General features: G+C 47.5%; 6 protein-coding genes. 2 read left to right on the top strand and 4 right to left on the bottom strand.

The genetic code is table 11. From position 1 onward, the window contains the following. Positions 1 to 346: 346 nt before the first annotated feature. From UCI88_RS04400 to UCI88_RS04390, 3 genes are all read right to left on the bottom strand, one after another. Positions 347 to 697 (bottom strand): desulfoferrodoxin family protein, encoded by a 351-nt coding sequence (locus UCI88_RS04400; RefSeq protein ID WP_044503319.1) that lies wholly within the window; start codon positions 695 to 697, stop codon positions 347 to 349. Positions 698 to 961: 264 nt separating this feature from the next. Continuing rightward, positions 962 to 2,110, bottom strand: a complete 1,149-nt coding sequence (locus UCI88_RS04395) for an acyl-CoA dehydrogenase (RefSeq protein WP_044503320.1) — start codon at positions 2,108 to 2,110, stop codon at positions 962 to 964. A gap of 99 nt (positions 2,111 to 2,209) precedes the next feature. After that, complete coding sequence (locus UCI88_RS04390; RefSeq protein ID WP_044503321.1) at positions 2,210 to 2,992, bottom strand: enoyl-CoA hydratase-related protein; 783 nt, start codon at positions 2,990 to 2,992, stop codon at positions 2,210 to 2,212. Between the two features lie 313 nt (positions 2,993 to 3,305). Between UCI88_RS04390 and UCI88_RS04385 the strand changes: the two genes are divergently transcribed. Both UCI88_RS04385 and UCI88_RS04380 read left to right on the top strand, forming a co-directional pair. Continuing rightward, positions 3,306 to 3,509, top strand: a complete 204-nt coding sequence (locus tag UCI88_RS04385) for a hypothetical protein (protein ID WP_330024044.1) — start codon at positions 3,306 to 3,308, stop codon at positions 3,507 to 3,509. Between the two features lie 240 nt (positions 3,510 to 3,749). Beyond that, positions 3,750 to 4,766, top strand: coding sequence for a hypothetical protein (locus UCI88_RS04380; RefSeq protein ID WP_330024042.1), 1,017 nt, complete (start codon positions 3,750 to 3,752; stop codon positions 4,764 to 4,766). Between the two features lie 67 nt (positions 4,767 to 4,833). On the opposite strand, the gene UCI88_RS04375 is transcribed toward UCI88_RS04380, so the two are convergent. Beyond that, complete coding sequence (locus tag UCI88_RS04375) at positions 4,834 to 6,417, bottom strand: acyl CoA:acetate/3-ketoacid CoA transferase (RefSeq protein ID WP_044503323.1); 1,584 nt, start codon at positions 6,415 to 6,417, stop codon at positions 4,834 to 4,836. Between the last annotated feature and the right edge of the window lie 20 nt (positions 6,418 to 6,437).

Genomic DNA, 6,437 nt, shown 5'->3' with positions numbered 1-6,437 from the left:
TACGAAAATGACCTGCACTCCCGAGTAAAACTCGGTATAAACAAATCTAAAGATTTATTTACTGGCGTTCATTCAATCATTGTTCAGTTTTCAAAGGTCATCGTGTCGCCGTAGCGACGACTTGTTTATCTTACCAAACTCGAAGGAGCTTGTCAAGCACGTTTTTGAAATATTTTCAAATCGTACTCGCGTCGGCTGTTGTCTCAGCCGGGCTGTCTTAAGATTTCTCCCTGACAGCTTATTCAGTATACTCCCGTGTAAAGGAATTGTCAAGACTATATGTAGAAAAGATATACAAAAAAAAGACCCGCTTCAAAGAGGCGGGCCTTACAAGATGCGTTATGGATTAGAATTCGGCTTTCCAGATGCCGTGGAGATTACAGGATTCATATACGACGCCGGAATCGACAGCTGCAAAAACGGCTTTCGGAGCTTCGCCCGGTTTCAGGAATTTAACTTCCAGTTTGTCGTCCGTTGCCAAGGCAATCCATTCGATGTAATGTTCTTCGAGCATCGGATGTTCTACGGAACCAACGGTAACTTCGATGGTATCTCCCACGCGTTTTACGTCAGGGATATGTTTTTCTTTGGCTGCGTCGACAGAGCCGACAGCAATCGGCGTTGCGCCTTCTACGATACCGCTGAGTAATGCTACTACATTTTTACCTTCAAGCTGATAGAATTTTACGTCTTTCATGTTAACTCCTCCTCTGTGAATGGTTCAAATATATGATTAATAATAGGGTAAACATAGTTAGGTATTTAGCAACAAAGCTTTATTTTTGTTTTATTCTACCTTATGAAGTCATCCTTGTCAACCGATTCATGCATAATGAGCATGCTTATCATTGAGCAGCGAAAATAAAGGCCCTGACGGAGGTTTTGTCAGGGCCTTTATGTAAGCGGTTATATACTATTATTCTATATCATTATTTGTTGAGGAGAAAGTAAGGTTTAAAACTTAGCGGAGGATGGCACCGGAGATGACCATCTGCTGTACCTGGTTGGTACCTTCGTAAATCTGAGTGATCTTAGCATCGCGCATGTAGCGTTCGACCGGATATTCACGGGTGAAGCCATAACCGCCGAAGACCTGTACAGCATCGGTCGTGACCTGCATAGCGACATCGGATGCGTATTTCTTAGCGATAGCGGCATCGACGGAATAGGATTTAACGTCGGGCTGGGACATTTTCCAAGCAGCTTTATAAACGGCCAGGCGGGCTGTTTCGATCTTGAGTTTCATATCAGCCAGCATGAAGCTGACAGCCTGGAATTTTGCAATCTGTTTGCCGAACTGCGTACGTTCTTTCGCATACTGGAGAGCAGCATTGTAGGCGCCTTCTGCAATGCCGAGTGCCTGAGCACCGACACCGACGCGGCCGCCGTCGAGGGTCATCATAGCAATCTTGAAGCCTTCGCCTTCTTTGCCGAGGAGGTTTTCAGCCGGGATTTTAACGTCCTGGAATACGAGTTCACGCTGGACGGAAGCGCGGATCCCCATTTTAACTTCTTTTTTGCCGTAAGTGAAGCCTTCCATGCCTTTTTCAACGATGAAAGCGCTCATGCCTTTTGCACCGAGGGATTTATCCGTCGAAGCGAATACGACCGTAACGTCCGCTTCACCACCATTGGTATTGAAAACTTTAGAACCGGTCAGGGTATAGCTGCCGTCTTCATTTTTAACAGCAACGGTAGAACCATTCAAAGCATCGGTGCCGGCATTCGGTTCGGTAAGGCCGAATGCGCCGAGTTTCGTGCCTTCTGCCAAGGGCTTGAGGTATTTAGCTTTCTGTTCGGCTGTGCCGAATTTCCAAATCGGCCAGGAGCAGAGCATGGTGTGTACTTCGAAGCTGAGAGCAATAGAGGGGTCGACTTTAGCGATTTCTTCGCAGGCAACAGCCAAGCTGAGGAAGTCCGCGCCGACGCCGCCGTTTTCTTCTTCCCAGGGAATGCCGAGAAGGCCGAGGGTACCCATTTCGTCGAGGATAGCGCGGTCAAAAATTTCTTGTTCGTCGCGATCTTTTACAGTGGGAGCTAATTTTTTTTCAGCAAAATCTCTGGCGAGATTTGCGATATCTTGCTGCATTTCGGTAAGTTTAAAATCCATGGTAGGTGTTCCTCCTAAAAATAGTTCTTATGCCATACTTAATATTTATAAAAAAGGACGCCGCCAAACGGCGCCCTATTTTATGCTTATGGGTGATGATTATTTGCCCTGGAAGTTTTTAGCACGTTTGTTTACAAATGCGTCCATGCCTTCTTTCTGATCGGCCGTGGAGAAGCACAGTGCAAAGACTTCATCTTCATAAGCGATACCGGTGATGACGTCGCAATTGATACCGCGGTTGATAGCCGTCTTAGCGAGCTGTACAGCGATAGGTGCATTAGCCATGATTTCTTTAGCCGTCTGTTTGCAGACATCCATCAATTCAGCCTGGGGAACGACTTTGTTGACCAAGCCGATGCGATAAGCTTCGTTAGCATCGATCATGTTGGCACGGAAGATCAATTCTTTGCCATAGCCGCGGCCAACGACACGGGGAAGGCGCTGAGTGCCGCCGAAGCCCGGGGTAATGCCGAGACCAACTTCAGGCTGGCCGAATTTTGCATTATCCGAAGCATAACGGAAGTCGCAGGCGCAAGCGAGTTCGCAGCCGCCGCCGAGAGCGAAACCGTTGACAGCAGCGATGACCGGCTGAGGAAGGTTTTCGATGCGAGTAAACGTATCCTGGGAAATCTTGCCAAATTTACGGCCTTCAACAGGGTTCTTCGTCGACATTTCTACGATGTCGGCACCGGCTACGAAGGATTTAGCGCCGTCGCCGGTAATGATGACGACTTTGACCGATTCATCGTTTTCGATTTTGCCGACGCAGTCGTTCAATTCCGTAACCGTTTCTGTATTCAAGGCGTTGAGGGCCTTGGGACGGCTGATTGTTAAAATACCGATACCTTCTTCGTTGACGAATTTAATGTTTTTGTAATCCATAATGAAAGCCTCCTAATATAGTTCTAATCGTAACTAACTATGTTCTATTTGTCGGTTCGTCTTGAACCAACCTTGTGACTACAGTATACAAATGACTGACTTGGAACAAAACAGGAAAGGCTTGCCCTTTTTTGCATAGAATTAAGTCCTTGTGAATTTTTTTGTCAAATTCGTTGTTATCGTCCGTGGTATGTGATAAAATGTACATGCTTGTTGAACTTAATTTATACAGCGAATGAATAATTTTCATAACATATTGAAAGATATGTAGATTCCTACATCAATAAAAAAATCCATTCTAAGGAGGCACACCATGATTTCAGATGGATATTCTGCAACGTTAAAAAAGCTCATTTCCTTTACGCAGGCCAAATTTATCGCCCTGGCTGACGTCGTCGGCTATGACGTTTCTTATGTCAATAAGTGGAGCAATGGTACAAAGCTGCCGTCTTCCCGCTATGTAGAGCGGATAAATGAAGATATGGGCCAGTATTTTGCCGAACTCATCGTCAAGTAAAAGAAGAAAGATAAGTTTTTTAAATCCTTCCCCATTCCAGAACATGCGGAAGACCTGGGCTTTGAAATCAGTCAGTACTTATGCTCAGCATATCGGACGACACTACATCAAAACCGGGCTCCGAAAAGCAAAGAAAATCGTCCGTCCATCAAAGTCGTTACGGGCCACCATGATACTTCGGCTTTCTTAGCAGACCTCCTGCAAAAGAGCATCCAGAATCTTGAAGAAGACGGTGAACTCTTGGTACTCGGCGAATTCACTACCATCTGCAGTTCCCGATTCTGGAAATATTTCGAAGGACTTCAGTTCAAAAATAAGCTTGTCGTTCGTGTCGGACTGGACCTTGACAAATTGGAAGCCGACCCAGAGGCTTTGACTAACCTTTATCGCACGTTAGATGAATACCTCGATATTGACTTTGTCTTTTACGACATGAAGGAATCGGCCAATGCCAACCTCATCATCCTGAAAGGATCCTTCGTCGTTCAATATGCGTTGGACCCGCAAATGCGCTTTAAGATGTGCACCTATATCTTCGATGAATCCATGGTATGGGATATTTATGAAAAATTCAGCTTCACCGGCTCTGAACAGAGACCCATCATGTCAACGGCAAGTTCTTTAGGCCTCGATGAATTGGGATACCGCACGGCCTTCTATGCGACGACGCGCTTCTTTTTCTACTTGACCATCGGTTTTGAATTTCTCCTGCCCCACGAAGTTTTCGACAGTATCAGCCAAAACGTATCGCCGGAACGGGCATTTTCCATTCAACGCCTGTGCGTAACCTGGGAAGAAGTCCTCAATGCCGCAGAAATCACCTTCATGATACCGACGACGTCTCTCCTGCGCTACGTCGAATCGGGATATATCTACCTGACCGATATCGAATACAACCTGACGGCAGCAGAGCGAAAAGCCCACATAAAAAGCGTTCTCGAGGGCATGGAAAAGAATCCCAAGCTGACCATGGGCGTCCTCTTGCCCTCCGTTAATGAAGGCTTCTACATGGGAAAGGACCTGTCCTTCTATTCCAACTACAAGACAGGTTTCCTGAAAAAGAACAAGCGGAACATCCATAACGATGCCGATTCATTCTACATCATCAACAGCAATCGCCTTCATTCACTGCTGCTCAACGCCTTCCAAAATATGAAAAACCAGCCGTCGTACCGCCAGTACGACAAGGACGCACTCAATAAGAAATACGAAACGTACAAGCCCCTCATTGAACGGACCGTATCCTTATCCAAATAATAAAATATGCAGGCAACGAAAAACAGGCTCCATGATTCATGGAGCCTGTTTTATATCGCGATTCAGCTTATTTTTTCAAATCTTCTTTCATTTGTTTCAAGCCCATCGGTTCATCTCTAAAGAGGAATGCCGGCATGATTTTGACATCGTCGATAATCGGAGTGAAGCCCATCTGATCGAGGACGTCTTTCTGAAGATCGATGCCCGGTGCAATTTCCGTAAGGTGGACGCCGTCTTCTTTCATTTCAAATACAGCTCGTTCCGTGATGTACAGGACATGCTGTTTATGTTTACGGGCATAGTTGCCGCTGAAAGTAATATGACCGACTTCGGGAACAAATTTCTTGACTTTCCCTTCCTGAAGGATGTGGAGTTCACCGTCTTTGATTTCTTCGCGGAGTTTCCCCGTCGTAAAGGTACCGCAGAAGACAACGCTTTTCGTATTCTGGGTGATATTGACGAAGCCGCCGCAGCCGGCAATGCGCGTACCGAATTTAGAAACGTTGATATTGCCGTCTTTATCGCATTCAGCAAGGCCGAGGCAGGTCAGATCCAAGCCGCCGCCATCATAGAAGTCGAACTGTGTAGCCTGGTCCATATAGGCTTCGGCATTAACCGAGGCGCCAAAGCGGACGCCGCCGAGAGGAATGCCGCCAATAGCCCCGGCTTCGACGGTCATGGTCAGGCTGTCGCCGATGCCTTCTTCGTTAGCAACGGAAGAAACGAGTTCCGGAATGCCGATGCCCAAGTTGATGACCGCTTCATTGCTCATGTTGAGGAGCAAGAGAGCCGCCCGGCGGGCAATGACTTTTTTAGCATTGAGCGGAGCCGGATCGAGGGCTTTGACGGGAATCGTCGTTTCGCCGGTCAGGGACGGATCGTATTCACAATCGAAGGACTGCTGGCGTTTAGCCTCATCGTCAACTTGAACGAGGTAATCGACATAGATTCCCGGTACTTTTACCAGTTTCGGGTCGAGGGTACCGCCTTTGACGATTTTTTCGACCTGGACGACGACAGTGCCGCCGCTGTTATGAACGGCCTGTGCTAAAGGCGTTGCGTCAAAGGGAGACACTTCCTTGCTCATGACGACGTTGCCCCATTCATCGGCATAGGTGCCGCGGATAAAACCGACGTTCATATCCATACGCGGATAGAAGAGTTGTTCATGACCGTCGATTTCGACGACTTTGACGAAGTCTTCTTTGGTAACGTCATTGAGGCGGCCGCCGCTGATGCGTGGGTCGGCAAAGGTATCGAGGCCGACGTGCGTAATCGTGCCCAGGCGATGGGCCGCCACGTCGCGGAAATACTGAGCCAAGGTCCCCTGAGGCAGGTTGTATGCCTGAATCTTATTGTCGTTTACCAGGGCCTGGAGGGCGGTAACAGCATTCCAGTGACCTAAGATGGCTTTTTTCAGCATGCCTTCATGGGCGAAGTGATCGCCGCCGCGGCCATCGGTATTCCCCTGGGAGGCAGCGTAGATAAGGGTCAAGTCTTTCGGAGCACCGCTTTCTAAAAACCGTTCTTCAAGGGCACTGGTCAAGGCTTCAGGCTGACCGGATCCAACAAAACCGTTTGTCGTTACGACGTCGCCGTCTTTTACCAGCATTGCCGCTTCTTGAGCTGTAATTATTTTCACTTGTTTCATGTCTTCCATCTCCTATGTCT

Origin of the sequence: Megasphaera massiliensis (assembly GCF_036305205.1) — a bacterium.
Taxonomy (GTDB): Bacteria; Bacillota; Negativicutes; order Veillonellales; family Megasphaeraceae; genus Megasphaera; species Megasphaera massiliensis.
Note: the sequence above shows the minus strand (reverse complement) of the source record. Positions and strands in the feature narration are given on the sequence as shown.

What these genes read in the sequence shown, in the direction of transcription:
- UCI88_RS04400 (WP_044503319.1), bottom strand. Translation starts at nt 697, where the DNA reads ATGAAAGACGTAAAATTCTATCAGCTTGAAGGTAAAAATGTAGTAGCA.
- UCI88_RS04395 (WP_044503320.1), bottom strand. Translation starts at nt 2,110, where the DNA reads ATGGATTTTAAACTTACCGAAATGCAGCAAGATATCGCAAATCTCGCC.
- UCI88_RS04375 (WP_044503323.1), bottom strand. Translation starts at nt 6,417, where the DNA reads ATGAAACAAGTGAAAATAATTACAGCTCAAGAAGCGGCAATGCTGGTA.
- UCI88_RS04385 (WP_330024044.1), top strand. Translation starts at nt 3,306, where the DNA reads ATGATTTCAGATGGATATTCTGCAACGTTAAAAAAGCTCATTTCCTTT.
- UCI88_RS04390 (WP_044503321.1), bottom strand. Translation starts at nt 2,992, where the DNA reads ATGGATTACAAAAACATTAAATTCGTCAACGAAGAAGGTATCGGTATT.